A 20,841-nucleotide genomic window follows, 5' to 3' on the forward strand; every position below is an offset into this window, starting at 1 on the left:
ACGACGCGGGGCCCAGCTCGGAACTGGACCCCGCAAGGGTACGACGGATCGCGGCTAGCGCCTACTCACTGGTCGCGAAAGCGGATGATCTTGACGAACTCGTCCGCGTCCAGCGAGGCACCGCCGACCAGCGCGCCGTCGATGTCGGCCTGCGCCATGATCTCGGCGACGTTGCCCGACTTGACCGAGCCGCCGTACTGGATGCGGACCTGGTCGGCGACTTCCTGCGAGTACAGTTCGGCGAGCTTGCCGCGGATGGCGGAGCAGACCTCCTGGGCGTCCTCGGCTCCGCAGACCTTGCCGGTGCCGATGGCCCAGACGGGCTCGTAGGCGATCACGACGGACTCGGCCTGCTCGGCGGGCACGTCCTTCAGACCGCCCTCGACCTGGGCGAGGGTGTGGGCGACGTGGTTGCCGGCCTCGCGGACGGCCAGCTCCTCGCCGACGCACAGGATCGGCGTGATGCCGTGCTTGTACGCGGACTTGACCTTGGCGTTCACGATGTCGTCGGTCTCGTCGTGGTACTGCCTGCGCTCGGAGTGGCCGACGGCCACGTACGTGCACTTCAGCTTGGCCAGCATCGGGCCGGAGATCTCGCCGGTGTAGGCGCCGCCGTCGTGCGCCGAGATGTCCTGGGCGCCGTACTTGATCTTCAGCTTGTCGCCGTCGACGAGGGTCTGCACGGAGCGCAGGTCGGTGAAGGGCGGCAGGACGGCGGCCTCGACGGCCTCGTAGTCCGTGTCGGCCAGGGCGAAGGCGAGCTTCTGGACGTGGGCGATGGCCTCGAGGTGGTTGAGGTTCATCTTCCAGTTGCCCGCCATCAGCGGGGTGCGGCCTTTTTCAGCAGCGGTCATTGAGGGTCAGTCCTCCAGTGCGGCAAGGCCGGGGAGCGTCTTGCCCTCGAGGTATTCGAGGGAGGCGCCGCCTCCGGTCGAGATGTGGCCGAATGCCTTTTCGTCGAAGCCCAGGATGCGGACGGCCGCGGCGGAGTCGCCGCCGCCGACCACGGTGTAGCCCGGGGAGTCGAGAAGGGCCTGGGCGACCGCTTTGGTGCCCTCGGCGTAGTCGGGGTGCTCGAAGACACCCATGGGGCCGTTCCAGAAGACGGTGGCCGCGTCGGTGAGCTTCGAGGCGTAGAGCGCGCAGGTCTCGGGGCCGAGGTCCAGGCCCATCCGGCCGGCCGGCATGGCGTCGGCGGCGACGGTGGCGGGGTGGGACGGCGCCTTGGTCTTCAGGTCCGGGAACGACTCGGCGACCAGGGTGTCGACCGGCAGCACCAGTTCGACGCCGTTCTTCTCGGCGCGCTCCAGGTACTCGGTGACGGCGGACAGCTGGTCCTCCTGGACCAGCGACGTGCCGATCTCGTAGCCCTTGGCCTTGAGGAAGGTGTACGCCATGCCGCCGCCGATGAGGATGCGGTCGGCCTTGCCGAGCAGTTCGTCGATGACGGCGAGCTTGTCGGAGACCTTGGCGCCGCCGAGGGCGACGACGTAGGGCCGCTGGACGTCGTCCGTGAGCTTCTTCAGAACGCCGACCTCGGTGGCGATGAGGAAGCCCGCGGCGTGCGGCAGGCGGGCCGGGAGGTCGTACACGGACGCGTGCTTGCGGTGCACCGCGCCGAAACCGTCGCCCACGTAGAGGTCGGCGAGGCCGGCCAGACGGTCGGCGAAGGCGCCGCGCTCGGCGTCGTCCTTGGCCGTCTCGCCGGCGTTGAAGCGCAGGTTCTCGAGGACCGCGACCTGTCCGTCGGCGAGGCCGGCGACGGTGGCGGTGGCGGAATCGCCGACGGTGTCCGTCGCGAACGCCACGTCGGCGCCGAGGAGTTCACCCAGGCGGGCGGCGGCCGGGGCAAGTGAGAAGGCGGGGTCCGGGGCACCCTTGGGGCGGCCCAGGTGCGAGGCGACGACTACCCGGCCGCCCGCCTCGGCAAGCGCCTTGACGGTGGGCAGCACCGCGCGGATGCGGCCGTCGTCGGTGATGGTGGTGCCGTCCAGCGGCACGTTGAGGTCGGCGCGGACGAAGACCCGCTTGCCCGCGACCCCTTCGGAGAGGAGTTCGTCGATCGTCTTCATGAAGGGACTCCTGGAGAAGAGCTTGTGATCACTCGTGATCACTTGTGATCGGAAGCGGTCGACCGCTCCGATACGTGCGTCAGGGCTCGGACAGCGCGTTGGCGCGCCGACCGAGCCCTGCACTCATATCAGGCGGTCTGCTCCACGATCAGAGCTGGTTGCCGACGAAGACCGTGAGGTCGACGAGGCGGTTGGAGTAGCCCCACTCATTGTCGTACCAGCCGATGATCTTCACGCTCGTGCCGTCCTGGACCATGGTCAGGGACGAGTCGAACGTGCAGGACACCGGCGAGTTGACGATGTCGGAGGAGACGATCGGGTCCTCCGTGTACTCGAGGAGACCCTTGAGCTCGCCCTCGGCGGCCTTCTGGAAGGCGGCGTTGACCTCTTCCTTGGTGACCTCGCGGCCGAGCTCGACGACCAGGTCGGTGACCGAGCCGGTCGGGACCGGGACGCGCATCGCGATGCCGTCCAGCTTGCCCTCGAGCTGCGGCAGCACCAGGGCGGTCGCCTTCGCGGCACCGGTCGTCGTCGGGATGATGTTCTCGGCGGCGGCACGGGCGCGGCGCAGGTCCTTGTGCGGGAAGTCCAGGATGCGCTGGTCGTTCGTGTACGCGTGCACCGTCGTCATCAGGCCCTTGACGATGCCGAAGTTCTCGTCGAGCACCTTCGCCATCGGCGCCACACAGTTGGTGGTGCAGGAGGCGTTGGAGATGACGTGGTGGTTCGCCGGGTCGTACTGGTCCTGGTTGACGCCCAGCACGATGGTGACGTCCTCATCCTTGGCCGGAGCCGAGATGATGACCTTCTTGGCGCCACCGGCGATGTGCTTCTCGGCGTCGGCCTTCTTCGTGAAGATGCCGGTCGACTCGATCACGATGTCGACGCCCAGCTCGCCCCAGGGGATGTCCGCGGGGTTGCGCTCGGAGAGCACCTTGAGCGTCTTGCCGTCGACGGTGATCGTGTCGGCGGTGTGGGAGACCTCCTGCTTGAGGCGGCCCAGAATGGTGTCGTACTTCAACAGGTGGGCAGTGGTCGCGGTGTCACCCAGGTCATTGACGGCCACGATCTCGATGTCTGCGCCCTGCTCCAGCAATGCGCGGAAGTAGTTCCGGCCGATGCGGCCAAACCCGTTGATGCCTACGCGGATCGTCACGAACCGATCTCCTCGTTGGTACACCGGCGCAAGTCGCCGGCGAGCTGTATGGGATGTCCCCGACCACCCCCGACCCTACCTCTCCGGCGCCACGCCCGTGACATCGAGTCGGGCCATACCCGACAGGCCGACTCTTACCCGCCAGTAGGGTACGGACCGCCCAGACCCGGGGCCCCCGTCCGGCCCGTCCACAAGGGCGACTTGACCAGGGGAGGAAGGTTTCGCCGGTGTTCCCTCGCCGTGCCGGAGCCCGCGGATGAGCCTCCCGCCCGCCTTCTCACCGACCGGCCTGCGGCCGGCTGCGGCCGATCCCTGAGCGGGGACGCCGAAGGGCTTGGCGGCGGAGGTTCGTCCGGCGACGGGAGTTCGTCGGCAGGGCGTCGGGAAGCCTGGACAGCGGGACCCCGCAGAACCCCCTCAGCGGGGCGCCGACGGCCGGCGCGGGCCGGGACCGGGCCGGGTGACAGGGTGGCCGGCCCGGCCGAGCGACCGACCCAGCCGGGTGACCGGGTGACCGGACCAGCCGAGCGGCCAGCCCAGCCGGGTGGCCGGGTGACCGGACCAGCCGAGCGGCCAGCCCAGCCGGGTGGCCGGGTGACCGGACCAGCCGAGCGGCCAGCCCAGCCGGGTGGCCGGGTGACCGAACCAACCGAGTAACCAAGTGACCAAGTGACCAGATGATCGAGTGACCGGGTCACCGGGTCACCGGGTGACCGAGCAACCGAGCAACCGGGTGGCCACGTGACCACGTGACCAGGTGACCAGGTGACCAGGTGACCAGGTGACCAGGTGACCAGGTGACCAACGAGGCTGCTCCGCGCGGGAGGGCGTCAGCCGACGAGGTTGTCGGCGAGTTCCTCGCCGATGTTGGCCTCCGTGCTCGGGAGGCCCAGGTCGGCGGCGCGCTTGTCGGCCATTGCGAGCAGCCGGCGGATCCGCCCGGCCACGGCGTCCTTGGTCAGCGGCGGGTCGGCGAGCGCGCCCAGCTCCTCCAGCGAGGCCTGCTTGTGCTCCATGCGCAGCCGCCCGGCCGCGGCGAGGTGCTCGGGAACGTCGTCGGCGAGGATCTCCAGGGCGCGCTGCACCCGGGCGCCGGCGGCGACGGCCGCGCGGGCCGAGCGGCGCAGGTTGGCGTCGTCGAAGTTGGCCAGCCGGTTCGCCGTGGCGCGCACCTCGCGGCGCATCCGGCGCTCCTCCCAGGCCAGTACCGAGTCGTGCGCGCCCAGCCGGGTGAGCATGGCGCCGATGGCGTCACCGTCCCGGACGACGACCCGGTCCACGCCGCGGACCTCACGGGCCTTGGAGGGGATGTGCAGACGGCGGGCGGCACCGACCAGGGCGAGCGCGGCCTCCGGTCCGGGGCAGGTCACCTCCAGCGAGCAGGACCGACCCGGCTCGGTGAGGGAACCGTGCGCGAGGAACGCCCCGCGCCAGGCCGCCTCGGCATCGCAGGTGGCCCCCGAGACCACCTGCGGGGGCAGGCCACGGATCGGACGGCCACGGCCGTCCACCAGGCCGGTCTGGCGGGCCAGCTGGTCGCCGCCCGCGACCACCCGGACGACGTAGCGCGAGCCGCGGCGCAGCCCGCCCGGTGCCATCACGATCAGTTCGGAGCTGTGTCCGAAGATCTCCATGATGTCCCGCTTGAGGCGGCGGGCGGCCATCGCCGTGTCCAGCTCCGCCTCGATCACAATGCGTCCGCTCACCAGGTGGAGGCCGCCGGCGAACCGCAGAACGGCGGAGACCTCCGCCTTTCTGCAGCAGGTCCGCGTGACGGGGAGCCGGGAAACCTCGTCCTTCACCGCTGCCGTCATCGCCATGGGCCGATCCTTCCATGCATCCGAAAAATACGGTCGTACGCGGCGGCCAGCAGCTCCGGGTCGTGCCGGGGGCTTCCGTCGGGCCGGGCCACCGGCGCCAGCTCGACCGCGGCGCCGAGCCGCTCGGCGGCGTCGGTCAGCAAGTCGCGGTCGGGCACGGCGGCCTCATCGGCCAGCACCACGTCCAGGGCGAGTTTAGGGGCGTGTCGTCCCAAAACCTCCACATGACGCTGCGGGGAGAAGCCCTCGGTTTCTCCGGGCTGCGGAGCGAGGTTCAGGGAGAGCACCCGGCGCGCCTTGGTCCGGATGAGCGCGTCCAGCAGTTCCGGCACCAGGAGGTGCGGCATGACAGAGGAGAACCAGGAGCCGGGGCCGAGCACCACCCAGTCGGCGTCCAGGACCGCCTCGACCGCCTCGGGGACGGCGGGCGGGTCGTTCGGCACGAGGTGCACGGACTGCACCTCGCCGGGGGTGAGGGCGACGGTCGCCTGCCCGCGGACGGTCTCCACGGCCTCGGGGCGCTGCGGGTCGTGGCCCAGAACCCGGGCCTGGAGTTCCAGCGGTACGGCGGACATGGGCAGCACCCGCCCGTGCGCGCCGAGCAGCCGGCCCACCAGGTCCAGGGCCTGGACATGGTCGCCGAGCTGCTCCCACAGCGCGACGATCAGCAGATTGCCGACCGCGTGCTCGTGCAGCTCCCCCTTGGACTGGAAGCGGTGCTGGATGACCCGGGCCCAGGTCTGGCCCCATTCGTCGTCGCCGCACAGCGCGGCCAGCGCCTTGCGCAGATCTCCGGGCGGCAGTACGCCCAGTTCGTCGCGGAGCCGCCCGCTGGAGCCGCCGTCGTCGGCCACGGTGACGACGGCGGTGAGGTCGCCGGTGATCCGGCGCAGCGCGGCGAGCGAGGCGGACAGCCCCATGCCGCCGCCGAGGGCGACCACCTTGGGCTGGGTGCCCCGGCGTCGCGGTCTGGCGCCGCGGGCCTCGGCCGGCCGGCCGGCGCGCCCTTCGGGCATCGCCCGGCGCAGCCGGTACAGCCGCGGAGTACGTGCGGTCATTCCCGTCCCATGTCCCGGTGGACGACCACCGTCTCCACGCCCTCCGCGGCAAGTCGGGCGGCGAGCTTCTCCGACATGGCGACCGAGCGGTGCTTACCGCCGGTGCAGCCGACGGCGATGGTCACATAGCGCTTGCCCTCACGGCGGTAGCCCGCGGCGATCAGCCGCAGCAGCTCGGCGTACCGGTCGAGGAACTCCTTGGCGCCGGGCTGGTTGAGGACGTACGCCGCCACCTCCTCGTGGCGGCCGGTGAACGGGCGCAGTTCCGGGACCCAGTGCGGGTTGGGCAGGAACCGCATGTCCACGACCAGGTCGGCGTCGACCGGGAGGCCGTACTTGAAGCCGAAGGACATCACGGTGGCCCGCAGTTCGGGCTCCTCGTCGCCGGCGAACCGGGCGTCCATCTTGGCGCGCAGCTCGTGCACGTTGAGGCTGGAGGTGTCTATCACCAGGTCGGCGTCGCCGCGCAGTTCGCGCAGCAGTTCGCGCTCGGCGGCGATGCCGTCGACGATGCGGCCGTCGCCCTGGAGGGGGTGCGGGCGGCGCACCGACTCGAAGCGGCGCACCAGGGCTTCCTCGGAGGACTCCAGGAAGACGATCCGCCGGGTGACGCCCCGGGTGTCGAGGTCGGCGAGGGATTCACGGAGGTTGTCGAAGAAGCGCCGGCCGCGGACGTCGACGACGACCGCGATCCGGGCCACGTTGCCCTGGGAGCGGGCGCCGAGCTCCACCATGGTGGGGATCAGCGCGGGCGGGAGGTTGTCGACGACGAACCAGCCCAGGTCCTCCAGACACTTCGCGGCCGTGGAGCGGCCCGCCCCGGACATGCCGGAAATGATCACCAGCTCGGGGATCGCCGCCTCGGGGGCCCCGGTCGTTTCCTTGCCCGTACTCACCTGTGCTCCGTCACCTGTTCCGTCACCCGTTCCGTCGCCGTCGCCCTGCCGCGTCCCGGGACCTGCGTCCCGGCCGGGGCCCCGGACCGCATCCGCGTCCGTCTCCCGGGCCGCGTCCTGACCAGTGTCCTGGCGTGTCTCGTGCTCGGTCATCTCTCCAGCCCCCGTCCGTCGTCCGGGGCGCCCGTGGACACGGGCTCCCCGGGAGAACCCCCGGACTGCCCGGGTTCTTCCACGTCGTCCATGCCCTCCATATCAACCATGTCATCCATGATCTCGCCCGTCGCCGTGTTCACGGCGGGACCGGCGGGGACCGCTCCGGCGAGGGCCACGATGATCCTCTCGGCCGTCTTGCGGCCTATGCCGGGCACGTCGCAGATCTGCTCGACGGTCGCCGCCCGTAGTTTCCTCACCGAGCCGAAGTGCTTGATCAGCACCTGCTTGCGGGTCTCGCCCAGGCCGGGCACGTCGTCCAGCGGACCGGACCGGAAGCGTTTGGCCCGCTTGACCCGCTGATAACCGATGGCGAAGCGGTGCGCCTCGTCCCGGACGCGCTGGAGCAGGTAGAGGCCCTCGCTGGTGCGGGGCAGCACCACCGGGTCGCCGTCGTCCGGCAGCCACACCTCCTCCAGCCGCTTGGCGAGGCCGCACACCGCGATGTCGTCGATACCGAGCTCGTCCAGGGCCCGGCGGGCCGCCGCGACCTGGGGGGCCCCGCCGTCGACGACCACCAGCTGGGGCGGATAGGCGAAGCGCTTGGGACGGCCGTCGTCCTCGGTGAGCGTGCTCGCGGAGGGCACGGCGGGGCCGCCGGCGGTCCCGTCCGGGCCGGGGACACCCTCGGCGCCGGCGGCCCCGTCCGGGCTCAGGGTCACGTCCACACCGGTCGCCTCACCGCCGGCCTCGGCACCGGCACCGGCACCGGCACCGGCACCGGCACCGGCACCAGGCTCCTCGTCGTCGCTCCACTCGCCGGTCCGCTCCTTGTCGGCGAGATAGCGCCGGAAGCGGCGGGTGATCACCTCGTGCATGGACCGGACGTCGTCCTGGCCGGCGAAGCTCTTGATCTGGAAACGGCGGTACTCGCTCTTGCGGGCCAGCCCGTCCTCGAAGACGACCATGGAGGCCACCACGTCGTCGCCCTGGAGGTGCGAGATGTCGTAGCACTCGATCCGCAGCGGGGCACTGTCCAGGCCGAGGGCCTCGGCGATCTCCTCCAGCGCGCGCGAGCGTGTGGTCAGATCGGAGGCGCGCTTGGTCTTGTGCAGGACGAGGGCCTGCTGGGCATTGCGCTCCACGGTCTCCATCAGGGCCCGCTTGTCCCCGCGCTGCGGAACCCGCAGCGAGACGCCCGAGCCTCGCCGCCCGGTGAGCCACTGCTGGACCGGCTCCACCGGGTCGGGCAGCGCGGGGACCAGGACCTCCTTCGGGACGGCGTCGCCGGTCTCCTCGCCGTACAGCTGCTGCAGGGCGTGCTCCACGAGGGCGCCGGTGGTGATCTCCTCCACCTTGTCGGTGACCCAGCCCCGCTGGCCGCGCACGCGTCCGCCGCGCACATGGAAGATCTGGACGGCCGCTTCCAGCTCGTCCTCGGCGACCGCGATCAGGTCGGCGTCGGTGGCGTCGGTGAGCACCACCGCGCTCTTCTCCATGGCCTTCTTCAGCGCCCCGATGTCGTCCCGCAGGCGGGCGGCCCGCTCGTACTCCATCTCCTCGGCCGCCTCGGTCATCCGCTGTTCCAGTCGACGCAGCTGGGCGCCGGTGCGGCCGGTCATGAAGTCGCAGAACTCCTCCGCGAGTTCGCGGTGCTCCTCGGCGGAGATCCGGTCCACGCAGGGCGCCGAGCACTTGCCGATGTAGCCGAGCAGGCAGGGGCGGCCCGTGCGGGCGGCGTTCTTGAAGACACCGGCCGAGCAGGTGCGCACCGGGAACACCCGCAGCAGCAGGTCCACGGTGTCGCGGATCGCCCACGCGTGCCCGTACGGACCGAAGTACCGGACACCCTTCTTCTTGTGACCGCGCATCACCTGCACACGCGGGAACTCCTCGTTCATCGTCACCGCGAGGTACGGGTAGCTCTTGTCGTCCCGGTACTTGACGTTGAAACGGGGGTCGTACTCCTTGATCCAGGAGTACTCCAGCTGGAGCGCCTCGACCTCCGTGGACACCACCGTCCACTCCACGGAGACGGCCGTGGTGACCATGGTGCGGGTGCGCGGATGGAGGCCGGCGAGATCCTGGAAGTAGTTCGCCAGGCGCTGGCGCAGGCTCTTCGCCTTGCCGACGTAGATCACCCGGCGGTGCTCGTCACGGAACCGGTAGACCCCCGGCGAGTCGGGGATCTCACCCGGTTTGGGGCGGTAGCTGGAGGGGTCGGCCATGTCTCACACCCTACTGGCGGGCACCGACACGGCGGCGGGGCCGGGCGGCCACCGGCCGGGCATCGCTCCGGAACGGTTATGACGGGTGAGAAGCGGGAATGTGGGGGGTCCGGCCCTTGGGCGGGATGCCAGCAGGATGCGGACGCGGTCACGAGTCGGAGGGCTGGTCGGACAATGCGACAGACACGGATCGAGAAATCACGACGGCCGGCCGCCCGCGCCCGCCGGCACGCGGACGAGACGGCCGCTCTTTTCGACTCCCTCGACCCACGCGACCCCGACATCGTGCGCGCCAAGCGTCTGGGTCCGCGTCCGAAGGGCGACCGGGACACGGCGGGTCGGTCGTAGAGGTGCCGTAGGGGCCCCGTCGCAGCGGGGCGTCAGGGGCCGTGTCGGCCTTCGGGTCGGCACGGCCCCTGACGTGTGTGCACCGCATGTGTGCACGGCGCGGGCGCCCTTGTTGGGCACCAGGTGTTGTCGGGAATTGGTCAACACGCTTTAATGCGGGGAACTCGGAGCCCCTTTGAACCCTCCCCCAGCCGAAGCAGGGGGATTCCTGGCTCAGGAAGCCCCACAGGTCAGCGACCTGCGAGGTCCTACTCCCTCAACACCAGCCGGGACGGAACCTGCCCGGTTTGTTGAGCAAAGCTCGGTTGTGCCGTCCTGGTTCTCGATCGGCACGGTATGCGCGCTTGGTTCTCGCAACGCACGGCAGGCACTTTACCCGATCACGGGGGCGGACCCGGGGTGCGCCGAGCGAACGGCCTGACCAGCCGTTGTGGACATTCAGAGAAAGGCCCCTGCATGCCGCACGCCACACCGCACACGGACACGGACACCACCGCGAAACTGGACTCGGCCCTGCGCGGCGGCCCCTTCCATGTCGCCCTGCGGGCCGCGATAGCCGCCCGCGGCCTGCCGCTGCAACGGGTGCAGCACCATCTGTCGCGCCACGGCGTGAAGGTGGGTGTCACCAGTCTCAGTTACTGGCAACAGGGCGCCCGTCGCCCGCAGCGCGCGGAGTCGCTGCGGGCCGTACGGGCACTGGAGGAGATTCTGGAGTTGCCGGAGGAGTCGCTGATCCGTCTGCTCGCCGAGTCCGACGAGCAGACGCCGGACGGCCGCCCCGCGGGCCGTTCCTACCGCTCGCTGCTCGAGGCCTCGGGCGTCCTCTCGGGGCTGCTGGCCGAGCTCGACGCCCCACGGGACAGCGGGCTGCAGACCCTGGGGCACCACGAGCGGGTCCGGATCGGGGCGCACCGGGAGCTGGCGGAACGTGAGTCCCACCACATCGTGCGCGCGCACCGGGACGGCATCGACCGCTTCGTGGCCGTCCACCACGGTGACCCCGGTTCCGCACCGGCCCGGATGACCGTGCATTCCCTGGAGAACTGCCGCACCGGCCGCGTCCGCTGGCAGCAGGACACCGGTGTGCTCGCGGCCGAGCTTCTCTTCGACACGCGGCTGCGGGCCGGTGACACGTTCCTGTTCCGGTACGCCGTCGAGGACGGCACGGCCGGTGTCTCGCGTGAGTACCTGCACGGGACGGACTCCCCCGGCGGCCAGTACGCGCTCCAGGTGTGCTTCGACGCCGGGGCGCTCCCGGCGCGCTGCCACCGGTTCACCCAGCACTCCGCGGCGGCACCGCGCGGCGGCCGTCAGGAGCTGGCGGTCAGCGCTCTGCACCGCTCGGTGCACCTGGTCGAGCCGCGCGTGCGCTCGGGGTACGTGGGGATCGGCTGGGACTGGGACTGAGGCCCGGCTCGGAGCCGGACCTCGGTCCTGCGGCTCAGGTCTGCGGCTCAGTCATGCAGTTCAGTCCCGCAGTTCAGTCCTGCGGCTTCGCGATGATCGTGCCGTTCCGAACCTCGACGGAGAGCCGTGTCAGCGGTGCCACCGCCGGCTCGCGCAGCACCTTGCCGGTGGTGGCGTCGAACTCGCTCCCGTGGCACGGGCAGATCAGCTTCGTCCCCTTCAGCTGGTTGATGGGGCAGCTCGCGTGCGTGCAGAGGGTGCTGTACGCCGTGAAGGAACCCTCGTCGTCCCGGCTGACGACGACGTTGTGGTCCCAGTACAGCTTGCTGCTCCCCCGGGCGACCTCGCTCTCCGCGCCGAGCTCGACGGGCCCGGTCAACTCCGAAGGCCTCTCCTCGCCTCCCCCGCAGGCGGTGAGGCCGAGTCCGGCCACAGAGGTGAGGGCCATGCCTCTCAGAACGGTACGGCGGCTCGCGGCGGATCGGCCGGACATGGGATCTCCACTGGTCGGACGGCGGTACGTGGCGACCCTATCGGGGGCGGTCCCTCCGGCCGCCGGGCGGGAGCGGGTGGGGCCGGTGGACCGGGACACGGTGCGCGCGAGAAGCGTAAACGCTTGCGCAAACGTTTACGTCTGCCGCCGGATGAGATAGCTTCCCCGTCACGGAGCCACCGCGGGACACCCGCACCGGCCGGTACGCGAAGGGAGTGGGCGATGGCGACCATGACGGACGTGGCGCGGTGCGCCGGAGTCTCGGTCGCGACCGTCTCGCACGTCCTGAACGGCACACGGCCGGTCCTCCCGCACACCCGCCAGGCGGTCCTGGACGCCGTCGAGGAGCTCGGCTACACCCCGAACACGCTGGCCCGCTCGCTGGTGACCTCCCGGACCCGCTCGATCGGGCTCGCGGTGTCGGCGATCAGCAACCCGTACTTCACGGAGATCCTCCAGGGCGTCGAGGCGGCCGCCCTGGAGCATGGCTACAGCCTGCTCATCGCCGATCCGCACGACGACCCCGAGCACGAGCGCAAGGTCGTGCAGCTGCTGCACGAGCGGCGGGTGGAGGGCATGATCGTCGCGCCCTCCGCGCAGCCGCGCGGGCTGCTCGCCTACCTCGGGCGCCATCGCGTACCGGCCGTGTTCCTCGACCGGGTGGTCGAGGAACACGGGGAGGACGGCCCGCGCTTCGACCAGGTCTGCGCCGAGAACACGGAGCCGACGGCCCGGCTGGTCACCCACCTCGCCGGGCTCGGCCACCGCCGGATCGCCCTGGTCGCGGGGCGGCCCGGGTTCAGCACCACCGCCGAACGGATCACCGGGTACCGGCAGGGCCTCGCGGGTGCGGGGCTGCCGTTCGACGCACGGCTCCTGGTGCACGGCGACTCCGAGTCGGCCGGCGCCGAACGGGTCACCGGTGACCTGCTCTCCCTCTGTGTTCCCCCGACCGCGCTGGTCACCGGGAACAACGCCATGACGATCGGCGCGCTGCGCGCCCTGCGCGCCCACGGGCTCTCCGTTCCCGGGGACATCGCGCTGTGCTGCTTCGACGACTTCGCCTGGGCGGACCTGTTCTCCCCCCGGCTCACCGCGATCGCCCAGCCCAGCCGGGACATCGGCGCCCGTGCCGTCCAGGTGCTCCTGGACCGGCTCGCCGCGCCGGACCGGCCCGCTCGGACCGAGCGGCTCTCCTGCGCCTTCGTGCACCGCACGTCCTGCGGCTGCCCGGACCCGCAGGACCCCCGGAGCGGCCTGTCCGGTCCCCGTAGCCCCCGCGGCCTCGGCACACGCAGCGGACCCACCGCAGCAGACCCGGTGACCGACGACCCGACAAGCCAGTAACCCAGCAACCCCAGCACCCCGCGAAAGGGACTTCTCGTGATCGTCGTAGCCGGTGAGGCACTGATCGACCTGGTACCGCAGGGCGCGGGCGCGCTCGCGGCGCTGACGCCGGCGCTCGGCGGCGGCCCCTACAACACGGCGGTGGCGCTGGGCCGTCTCGGCTCCCCCACCGCATTCTGCTCCCGGGTGTCCCGCGACGCCTTCGGCGAGGCGCTGCTGGACCGGCTGCGGGAGACCGGCGTGGTGGTGTCGTCGGTGCAGCGCGGTGACGAGCCGACGACGCTCGCCGTCGCCACCGTCGCGGCGGACGGCTCGGCGGTCTACTCCTTCTACGTGGAGGGGACGGCGGACCGGCTGTTCACGGTGCCGGACGCGCTGCCGGCCGGCACCCGCGCGGTGTCCTTCGGCACCTGCTCCCTCGTACTGGAGCCGGGGGCGACCGCGTACGAGGAACTGATGCGCACGGCCCACGCGCGCGGTGTGTTCACCGCGCTGGATCCCAACATCCGGCCGGGGCTGATCCCGGACCCCGACGCCTACCGGGCCCGGTTCCTCAGCTGGCTGCCGTCGGTGTCGCTGCTGAAGCTGTCCGAGGAGGACGCCCGGTGGCTCGGCGGTACGCCCGCGCGGTGGCTGGCGGCCGGTCCGGCGGCGGTCGTGGTCACCCGGGGCGGTGACGGGCTGACCGTGTTCACCCGGGAGGGCGGCGAGTACTCCGTGCCGGGTGAACGGATCGAGGTGGTGGACACGATCGGCGCGGGCGACACCGTCAACGCCGCGTTGCTGCATGGTCTGGCGGCCCGGGACGCGCTCAGCGGGCGGGGGGTGGCCGCGCTGGGCGCGGACGGCTGGCGGGAGCTGCTCGGCTTCGCGGCGCGCGCGGCGGCGATCACCTGCTCACGCGCGGGCGCGGAGCCGCCGTGCGCGCGTGAAGTAGCCGTCTGACGGCCACCCCGCCGGTTTCACTGCCGGTCGGAGGGCCGGCGGGCAGGTGCATGGAGGACACCGTGACTTCGCCCGACATCAGTCGTTGACCCAGCGGCAGACGAGCTGGATTTCCCCGCCGCAGCGGGGATGGTCCGTTTCTCCGGGAGGTCCTTGGCGCCGAGCGTATGTTGTCCCCGCCCTCGCGGGGATGCGCCAGATCCCAGCCCGCCTGCCTCTATCGCTTGATTGCCGCCTTTCGTCGGCCAACGGCCTTCTTCACCGGCGCCTTCACAAAACGTGCGGCATCGCTGATCTTTCCCGGCTCCAAAACCTCCCGCAGAAACTTGCCGGTGTGGCTGGCCGGAACGCTCGCCACCTGCTCGGGCGTGCCCTCCGCGACGACCAGGCCACCGCCGGAACCGCCCTCGGGGCCCATGTCGACGACCCAGTCGGCGGTCTTGATCACGTCGAGGTTGTGCTCGATGACGATGACCGTGTTGCCCTTGTCGACCAGGCCGGACAGGACGGTCAGCAGCTTGCTGATGTCCTCGAAGTGCAGGCCGGTGGTCGGTTCGTCCAGGACGTAGACCGTGCGGCCGGTGGAGCGCCGCTGCAGCTCGCTCGCGAGCTTCACCCGCTGGGCCTCGCCGCCCGAGAGGGTGGTGGCCGCCTGGCCGAGCCGGACGTATCCCAGGCCGACGTCGTACAGCGTCTTCATGTGACGGGAGATCGCCGGGACGGCCTCGAAGAAGTGCAGGGCCTCCTCGATCGGCATGTTCAGGACGTCGGCGACGGACTTGCCCTTGTAGTGGACCTCCAGGGTCTCCCGGTTGTAACGGGCACCGTGGCAGACCTCGCACGGGACGTACACGTCCGGGAGGAAGTTCATTTCGATCTTGATGGTGCCGTCGCCCGCGCAGTTCTCGCAGCGGCCGCCCTTGACGTTGAAGGAGAAGCGGCCGGGCAGGTAGCCGCGGACCTTCGCCTCGGCCGTCTCGGCGAACAGCTTGCGGACGTGGTCGAAGACGCCGGTGTACGTCGCCGGGTTGGAGCGTGGGGTGCGGCCGATGGGCGACTGGTCGACGTGCACGACCTTGTCGACCAGGTCGTCGCCGTCCACGCGGGTGTGGCGGCCGGGGACGCTGCGGGCGCCGTTCAGTTCGCGGGCCAGGTGGGTGTACAGGATGTCGTTGACCAGCGTGGACTTGCCGGAGCCGGAAACACCCGTGACCGCGGTGAACACGCCGAGGGGGAAGGACACTTCGATGTCCCGCAGGTTGTTCTCACGGGCGCCGTGCACCGTGAGGAGGCGCGACGGGTCGAGCGGGCGGCGGACGTCCGGCAGCGGGATGGCCTTCCGGCCGGACAGGTACTGGCCGGTCTGCGACTCGGTGTTCTCGAGCAGTTCCTTGAGGGCTCCGCTGTGCACGACCTTGCCGCCGTGCTCACCGGCGCCCGGGCCGATGTCGACGATCCAGTCGGCGACCTTGATGGTGTCCTCGTCGTGTTCGACGACGATGAGCGTGTTGCCCATGTCGCGGAGCCTGATCAGAGTCTCGATCAGCCGGTGGTTGTCGCGCTGGTGCAGGCCGATGGACGGCTCGTCGAGGACGTAGAGGACGCCGACGAGGCCGGAGCCGATCTGGGTGGCCAGGCGGATGCGCTGGGCCTCGCCGCCGGAGAGGGTGCCCGCCGCGCGGTTCAGCGAGAGGTAGTCGAGGCCGACGTCGACCAGGAAACGCAGCCGCTCGTTGACCTCCTTCAGTACGCGCTCGGCGATCTTCTTGTCGCGGGCGGAGAGCTTCATCGCGCCCAGGAAGTCCGCGCACTCGCTGATGGACATGGCCGAGACCTCGGCGATCGACTTCCCCAGGACCGTGACGGCGAGGACGACCGGCTTGAGCCGGGTGCCTTCGCACGAGGGGCAGGCGACCTCGCGCATGTAGCCCTCCATGCGCTCGCGGCCGGCATCGCTCTCGGCCTCGCCGTGCCGGCGCTTGACGAAGGGGAGGGCGCCCTCGAAGGCCGTCGTGTACCGGCGCTCGCGGCCGTACCGGTTGCGGTAGCGGACCTCGACCTGGGTCTTGTGGCCGTGGAGCAGGGCTTTCTTGGCGCGCTGCGGCAGGCCCGAGAAGGGGATGTCCGTGCGGAAGCCCAGCGCGTCGGCGAGGGCGCCGATCAGCCGGGCGAAGTAGTCCTTGGTGTGCCCGTGCGACCAGGGGTGGATGGCGCCCTCGTCGAGGCTCTTGTCCGGGTCGGGGACGATCAGCTCCGGGTCGACCTCCATGCGTGTGCCGATGCCGGAGCATTCGGGGCAGGCGCCGAAGGGCGAGTTGAAGGAGAAGGAGCGGGGCTCCAGCTCCTCGAAGGACAGGTCGTCGTACGGGCAGTACAGGTGCTCGGAGAACATGCGCTCGCGCTCGGGGTCGTCCTCGGGGAGGTCGATGAAGTCGAGCACGACCATGCCGCCGGACAGGCCGAGCGCGGTCTCGACGGAGTCGGTGAGGCGGCGCTTGGCGCTGTCCTTCACCGTGAGGCGGTCGACGACCACCTCGATGGTGTGCTTCTCCTGCTTCTTCAGCGTGGGCGGGGTCGCGAGCTGGATGGTCTCGCCGTCCACCCGCGCGCGGGAGTAGCCCTTGGCCTGGAGGTCGGCGAAGAGGTCGACGAACTCGCCCTTGCGCTCCTGTACCAGCGGCGACAGCACCTGGAAGCGGCTGCCCTCCGGCAGTTCCAGTACCCGGTCGACGATGGCCTGCGGCGACTGACGCGAGATGGGCCGGGAGCACTGGGGGCAGTGCGGCTTGCCGATGCGCGCGAAGAGCAGCCGCAGGTAGTCGTAGACCTCGGTGATGGTGCCGACGGTGGAGCGCGGGTTGCGCGAGGTCGACTTCTGGTCGATGGAGACGGCCGGGGACAGTCCTTCGATGAAGTCGACGTCCGGCTTGTCCATCTGGCCGAGGAACTGCCGGGCGTACGAGGAGAGCGACTCCACGTAGCGCCGCTGCCCCTCGGCGAAGATCGTGTCGAAGGCCAGCGAGGACTTGCCCGACCCCGACAGGCCCGTGAAGACGATGAGCGAGTCGCGCGGGAGGTCGAGCGAGACATTCTTGAGATTGTGCTCGCGCGCTCCACGGACGATGAGACGGTCGGCCACGCGGGTCCGCACCTTTCTGAGAGGGGTGACAGGGGCGGGGCCCCCGTGTCTTCTCACACTAGGGCGAGCCACTGACAACGCCGGTCGGATTCACGGATTGACAACAATTCCCGGCTCTCCAGCATGCCCGACGCCGCGCCCGAGTTTATAGCACGTGCATTCGATTCACGGCCTTCCTTCACCACCTTCACCCGAAGGTGTGGCGGGGCTAGGGTCGACGTCATGATTGATCACGCCCATGACCTGGCGTCCGTACACGGCGCGACCGAACGGCTGCTCCGCGCGGTCGCCGCACTGGACAACGCCGCTGTGACGCAGGCGTCACGGCTTCCGGGCTGGACCCGTGGACATGTACTGGCCCACCTCGCGCGCAACGCGGACGCCTTGGTGAACGTCCTGGAGGGGCGCCCGATGTACGTCTCCGCCGCCGCCCGGGAGGCCGACATCGAGCGGGACGCCCCGCGCCCCCTCGACGTCCAGCTCGCCGACGTGCGGGAGAGCGCGGCCCGTTTCCAGGAGGTGGGCGGGGCCCCGGCGGACTGGTCGCGCACGGTGGAGCTGCGCAACGGGGTCACCGACCGGGCGGAGCGACTGCCCTTCCGGCGCTGGGTCGAGGTGGAACTGCACCACGTGGACCTCGGCATCGGTTACGAGCTGGAGGATCTGCCGACGGATTTCACCGAACGGGAGATCCGCTTCCTGAGGGCGCGGTTCGACGGCCACCGGGACGTGCCCACGACGCGGCTGGCCACCTCCGACGGCCGGACCTGGACCACGGGCGGCGGGGCGCCGGGCGGCCCGGTCGCGGTCGAGGGCCCGGCCGCCGAGCTGCTCGGCTGGCTCGCCGGGCGCCGTGACGGCTCGGGGCTGACGGTGACGTCCGGCACCCTGCCCGCCCTTCCCCCGCTATAGGCTGGCCGCCATGACGTACAGCGGGCATGTGACGGTCGGCGGACCGGCCGATGTGCACGAACTCAAGGACCTGATGATCACCAAGGTCGCCGTCGGGCCCATGAACAACAACGCCTATCTCCTGCGCTGCCGGGCCACCGACGAGCAGCTGCTGATCGACGCGGCCAACGACGCGGACGCCCTGCTGGGCACGATCGGTGACGACGGCATCGCGTCCGTCGTCACCACGCACCGGCACGGCGACCACTGGCAGGCGCTCGCCCGGGTGGTGGCGGCCACCGGGGCCCGCACCCACGCGGGCCGGGAGGACGCCGAGGGCATTCCGGTGCCGACGGACGTCCTGGTCGACGACGGCGACACGATCCGGGTGGGGCGGGTGGAACTCACCGCGCGCCGTCTCGTCGGCCACACGCCCGGCTCGATCGCCCTCGTCTACGACGATCCGCACGGGCATCCCCATGTGTTCACCGGGGACTGCCTGTTCCCGGGCGGTGTGGGCAACACCCACAAGGACCCGGAGGCGTTCGCCGCCCTGATCCACGACGTCGAGACGAAGATCTTCGACGTGCTCCCCGACGAGACCTGGGTCTACCCCGGGCACGGCAACGACACCACGCTGGGCACCGAGCGCCCGCAGCTGCCCGAGTGGCGCACGCGGGGCTGGTGACGCGCGGGACCGGGTGAGTGGCGGCCGGGTGTCCCGGCACCGGTACCGGCCCGGGTGAGCCCTGTCCTCCGGGGTGGATGCCGGGAGGCGGGCCGGGGCTTACGCCCGTGCCCGTCCGGGGCCGGCCAGCGCCGCGATCCGCTCCACCGCGAACACGTACCCCTGCACCCCGCATCCCGCGATGACCCCGTCGGCCCGCAGCGAGACGTAGGAGTGGTGCCGGAAGGACTCCCTCCGGTGGATGTTGGAGATGTGGACCTCCACCACGGGCAGGCCGTCGCAGGTGTTGAGGGCGTCCAGGATGGCGACGGAGGTGTGCGAGTAGGCACCGGGGTTGATCACGATGCCGCAGTGGTTCAGCCTCGCCTCGTGGATCCGGTCCACCAGCTCGCCCTCGTGGTTGGACTGCCGCAGGTCCACCGTGCCTCCGTGGGCGCCTGCCGCCCCGGCGCACAGCGCCTCCACGTCGGCGAGCGTCTCGGAGCCGTAGATCTCCGGTTGACGCTGCCCGAGCAGGTTCAGGTTGGGGCCGTTGAGAATCATGATCGGGGCATCGGCCAGGCTGCGGTGCACAGTTCCTCCGGTCCGTTCGGAAAAGGTCGGGGGGTTGCGGCGGCCGTCACCGGGACGCCGCTCGGACCGGTCTATCACGGTCCCGCGGGCGATTGTCCCGGGCCCCGTGAGCCACCCTGGCCCGGTGAGCCGCCCTGGCCCGGTGTGCCAACGGAACCGCCTCCGGGTGGGGGTGCGCCGGAGCGTGGGTCTGCGCCGGACACGTCCCCGCCCGGAGGCGGTTTCCGAAGTCGGTACTACGGATTGATCGCCAGTTCGAGATAGGCCGCGAGGATCACCAGGTGCACCCCGCCCTGGAGCGGTGTGGCCCGGCCGGGGCGAACGGTCAGGGCGCCGACCACCACCGTCAGGGTGAGCAGCACCAGATGGGTGTTGCCGAGGCCCAGGACGAGCGGGCCGGAGAGCCAGAGGGAGGCTATCGCGACCGCGGGGATGGTCAGGCCGATGCTGGCCATCGCCGAGCCGAGCGCGAGATTCACACTGGTCTGCACCCGGTTGCGATGCGCCGCGCGCACTGCGGCGATGGTCTCGGGAAGCAGGACCAGCAGCGCGATGATCACACCGACGACGGCGTGGGGCAGCCCGGCCGACTGGACACCGGACTCGATGGCGGGCGAGACGCCTTTGGCCAGGCCGACCACCCCGACCAGGGCCAGGCCGAGCAGCCCGAGGCTGATCATGGCGGTGCGGGTGGAGGGCGCGTCCGCGTGGTCGTCCTCCGGGTCCACGACCGGCTTGGGCTTGCCGGGCTTGACCACGGGCAGGAAGTAGTCACGGTGCCGGACGGTCTGTGTCGCGACGAACAAGCCGTAGAGGATCAGCGAGGTGACCGCGGCGAAGGTGAGCTGCACCCCGGAGAATTCCGGGCCCGGTTTGCTGGTGGTGAACGTCGGCAGCACCAGGGTGAGGCCCGCCAGCGTGGCCACCGTGGCGAGCGCCGCGCCGGCGCCTTCCGGATTGAAGGTGGCCGTGCCGTGCCGCAGCGAGCCGACCAGGAGACTCAGGCCGAGGATGCCGTTGCAGGTGATCATCACGGCCGCGAAGACGGTGTCCCTGGCCAGGGAGGCGGTATCGGGCCCGCCGTCGATCATCAGGGTGACGATCAGCGCGACCTCGATGATCGTGACGGCGACCGCGAGGACCAGTGAGCCGAAGGGTTCACCGACCCGGTGGGCCACCACCTCCGCGTGGTGCACCGCGGCCAGCACGGCGGCCGCCAGCACCACGACCGCCACGGCGAGGACCGCGCCGGACAGTTCGCTCCCCCAGGTCAGGGCCAGGAGGACCACCGCGAGCACGGGCACCAGGCTCGTCCACCGCTCGCCGATCGTTCTGAACCAACCGATCATGCGCGGCTCTCAGACGTGAAGGAACCCTGGCCTTCGGTCACTCGACGCTCTGTGGACCCGCTTGTCGTACTGATCATTTTCACATCCCCGCCATCACCGGATATCAGTTCGTGCGGACGGTCCCGCCACTGTCCGGCGGCTCCGATCCCTTGCGTGTTCCTTGTCGTTCCGAGGTTGCCGTTGTCGCGCATGATCTCCTCTGCTGACCGGAGGGACGGCCCTTGACGGACGGCGACGAGCATGACCGGCCGCCCTTTTACCGGTTGTGGTGTCGTGGT

At 70.9% G+C, this 20,841-nt stretch carries 18 protein-coding genes; 6 read left to right on the forward strand and 12 right to left on the reverse strand.

The window, feature by feature from the left end; all coding sequences use genetic code 11:
- Positions 1-65: 65 nt before the first annotated feature.
- The 8 genes from tpiA to uvrC form a co-directional block, all read right to left on the reverse strand.
- A complete protein-coding gene (tpiA, locus tag V4Y04_RS07930; protein ID WP_332426611.1) occupies positions 66-854 on the reverse strand; it encodes a triose-phosphate isomerase in 789 nt (262 codons plus the stop codon).
- 6 nt (positions 855-860) lie between these two features.
- Complete coding sequence (locus tag V4Y04_RS07935; protein ID WP_332426612.1) at positions 861-2,072, reverse strand: phosphoglycerate kinase; 1,212 nt, start codon at positions 2,070-2,072, stop codon at positions 861-863.
- A 148-nt stretch (positions 2,073-2,220) separates the two neighbouring features.
- Positions 2,221-3,228, reverse strand: coding sequence for a type I glyceraldehyde-3-phosphate dehydrogenase (gene gap / locus V4Y04_RS07940; protein WP_332426613.1), 1,008 nt, complete (start codon positions 3,226-3,228; stop codon positions 2,221-2,223).
- A gap of 417 nt (positions 3,229-3,645) precedes the next feature.
- Positions 3,646-3,897 carry a hypothetical protein gene (locus V4Y04_RS07945; protein WP_332426614.1) on the reverse strand — a complete coding sequence of 84 codons (252 nt, stop codon included), beginning with the start codon at positions 3,895-3,897 and terminating at the stop codon, positions 3,646-3,648.
- Positions 3,898-4,058: 161 nt separating this feature from the next.
- Positions 4,059-5,048, reverse strand: a complete 990-nt coding sequence (gene whiA / locus V4Y04_RS07950; RefSeq protein ID WP_332426615.1) for a DNA-binding protein WhiA — start codon at positions 5,046-5,048, stop codon at positions 4,059-4,061.
- On the reverse strand, positions 5,039-6,106 hold the full coding sequence (locus V4Y04_RS07955) for a gluconeogenesis factor YvcK family protein (protein WP_332426617.1): 1,068 nt from the start codon (positions 6,104-6,106) through the stop codon (positions 5,039-5,041). Before V4Y04_RS07955 ends, whiA begins: the two co-directional genes overlap by 10 nt.
- A complete protein-coding gene (rapZ, locus tag V4Y04_RS07960) occupies positions 6,103-7,155 on the reverse strand; it encodes an RNase adapter RapZ (protein ID WP_332426618.1) in 1,053 nt (350 codons plus the stop codon). Before rapZ ends, V4Y04_RS07955 begins: the two co-directional genes overlap by 4 nt.
- Entirely contained in the window at positions 7,152-9,383 is a 2,232-nt protein-coding gene (gene uvrC, locus V4Y04_RS07965) for an excinuclease ABC subunit UvrC (protein ID WP_332426619.1), read from the reverse strand. Before uvrC ends, rapZ begins: the two co-directional genes overlap by 4 nt.
- A 174-nt stretch (positions 9,384-9,557) precedes the next feature.
- Here uvrC and V4Y04_RS07970 point away from each other — a divergent pair, with 174 nt between their 5' ends.
- Positions 9,558-9,731 carry a hypothetical protein gene (locus V4Y04_RS07970; protein ID WP_332426620.1) on the forward strand — a complete coding sequence of 58 codons (174 nt, stop codon included), beginning with the start codon at positions 9,558-9,560 and terminating at the stop codon, positions 9,729-9,731.
- A 456-nt stretch (positions 9,732-10,187) separates the two neighbouring features.
- Positions 10,188-11,138, forward strand: coding sequence for a hypothetical protein (locus V4Y04_RS07975; RefSeq protein ID WP_332426621.1), 951 nt, complete (start codon positions 10,188-10,190; stop codon positions 11,136-11,138).
- A gap of 73 nt (positions 11,139-11,211) precedes the next feature.
- On the opposite strand, the gene V4Y04_RS07980 is transcribed toward V4Y04_RS07975, so the two are convergent.
- Positions 11,212-11,631, reverse strand: a complete 420-nt coding sequence (locus V4Y04_RS07980; RefSeq protein ID WP_332426623.1) for a Rieske (2Fe-2S) protein — start codon at positions 11,629-11,631, stop codon at positions 11,212-11,214.
- A gap of 222 nt (positions 11,632-11,853) precedes the next feature.
- On the opposite strand from V4Y04_RS07980, the gene V4Y04_RS07985 reads away from it, so the two are divergent.
- Together V4Y04_RS07985 and V4Y04_RS07990 are read left to right on the forward strand one after the other, a co-directional pair.
- Positions 11,854-12,978 (forward strand): LacI family DNA-binding transcriptional regulator, encoded by a 1,125-nt coding sequence (locus V4Y04_RS07985; RefSeq protein ID WP_332426625.1) that lies wholly within the window; start codon positions 11,854-11,856, stop codon positions 12,976-12,978.
- A 36-nt stretch (positions 12,979-13,014) separates the two neighbouring features.
- Entirely contained in the window at positions 13,015-13,923 is a 909-nt protein-coding gene (locus V4Y04_RS07990) for a carbohydrate kinase family protein (protein WP_332426627.1), read from the forward strand.
- Between the two features lie 217 nt (positions 13,924-14,140).
- Here the strand turns inward: V4Y04_RS07990 and uvrA are convergent, their stop codons facing one another.
- On the reverse strand, positions 14,141-17,062 hold the full coding sequence (gene uvrA, locus V4Y04_RS07995; protein ID WP_332426628.1) for an excinuclease ABC subunit UvrA: 2,922 nt from the start codon (positions 17,060-17,062) through the stop codon (positions 14,141-14,143).
- A gap of 222 nt (positions 17,063-17,284) precedes the next feature.
- On the opposite strand from uvrA, the gene V4Y04_RS08000 reads away from it, so the two are divergent.
- Together V4Y04_RS08000 and V4Y04_RS08005 are read left to right on the forward strand one after the other, a co-directional pair.
- Positions 17,285-17,974, forward strand: coding sequence for a maleylpyruvate isomerase family mycothiol-dependent enzyme (locus V4Y04_RS08000; RefSeq protein WP_332426629.1), 690 nt, complete (start codon positions 17,285-17,287; stop codon positions 17,972-17,974).
- Positions 17,975-17,984: 10 nt separating this feature from the next.
- Entirely contained in the window at positions 17,985-18,641 is a 657-nt protein-coding gene (locus V4Y04_RS08005) for an MBL fold metallo-hydrolase (protein ID WP_332426630.1), read from the forward strand.
- A 99-nt stretch (positions 18,642-18,740) separates the two neighbouring features.
- Here the strand turns inward: V4Y04_RS08005 and aroQ are convergent, their stop codons facing one another.
- Both aroQ and V4Y04_RS08015 read right to left on the reverse strand, forming a co-directional pair.
- A complete protein-coding gene (gene aroQ, locus V4Y04_RS08010; RefSeq protein ID WP_332426632.1) occupies positions 18,741-19,214 on the reverse strand; it encodes a type II 3-dehydroquinate dehydratase in 474 nt (157 codons plus the stop codon).
- A gap of 236 nt (positions 19,215-19,450) precedes the next feature.
- Positions 19,451-20,563, reverse strand: a complete 1,113-nt coding sequence (locus tag V4Y04_RS08015) for a calcium:proton antiporter (protein WP_332426634.1) — start codon at positions 20,561-20,563, stop codon at positions 19,451-19,453.
- Positions 20,564-20,841: the final 278 nt, after the last annotated feature.

This window comes from Streptomyces sp. P9-A2, from assembly GCF_036634175.1.
Classification (GTDB): Bacteria; Actinomycetota; Actinomycetes; order Streptomycetales; family Streptomycetaceae; genus Streptomyces; species Streptomyces pratens.